This is a genomic window from Luteimonas padinae, from assembly GCF_014652935.1.
Taxonomy (GTDB): Bacteria; Pseudomonadota; Gammaproteobacteria; order Xanthomonadales; family Xanthomonadaceae; genus Luteimonas; species Luteimonas padinae.
In genome coordinates this window covers 1-529 of the sequence record NZ_BMZT01000035.1, presented here as the reverse complement: position 1 = coordinate 529, position 529 = coordinate 1, and the positions used below count along the sequence as shown (strand labels likewise).

General features: G+C 68.4%; 1 protein-coding gene. It reads right to left on the bottom strand.

The genetic code is table 11. The annotated features are described in order from the left end of the window. Window positions 1-529, bottom strand: a 529-nt coding sequence (locus IE168_RS14440; RefSeq protein WP_189499516.1) for a transposase, incomplete at both ends; no start/stop codon positions are given.

Genomic DNA, 529 nt, shown 5'->3' with positions numbered 1-529 from the left:
AAAAGACCCGCTTGAGCCGTTGCGCCCAGCTCATCGCACGGCGCTTCTGCTCGGGGCTGCGCGGCTCGTCGTGGGCGCTTGCGTCAACCGGCGCCGCATCGCCCGCAGGCCGCCTGCCGCGCCCCGAGGGCGTCAGCTGCGCACGCAGGTTTGCATTCGGGGCGAATACGCCGTGGAAGCGGGTGAGATGCGCGCGAGGTGGCGGGACCAGTGCCGCCAGCTTGGCGATGAAGTCCACCGCATCCCATTCGACATGCGTGGTCCCATTTCGCCACGGCGTCGTGAGCTGATACCGCACCCTACCCTGCGGTGAGATCGACAGCCGCTGCTCGCTGATCGCCGGGCGCGTGATGTAGCGGCACAGCTTTTCGAGCTTGTGGCTCTCGTGTGCTTCCGCGGCCACGCCGGCATGCAGCGAGAAGCCGCCGACCTTGCCGGCGTCGCCGTCCAGAGAACCCGCATCACCGGGTAGCGTTTTCAGGGTGACGACCTTGCGGCCAGCGTCGCGACCGGTGGCGATGCGGTAGGT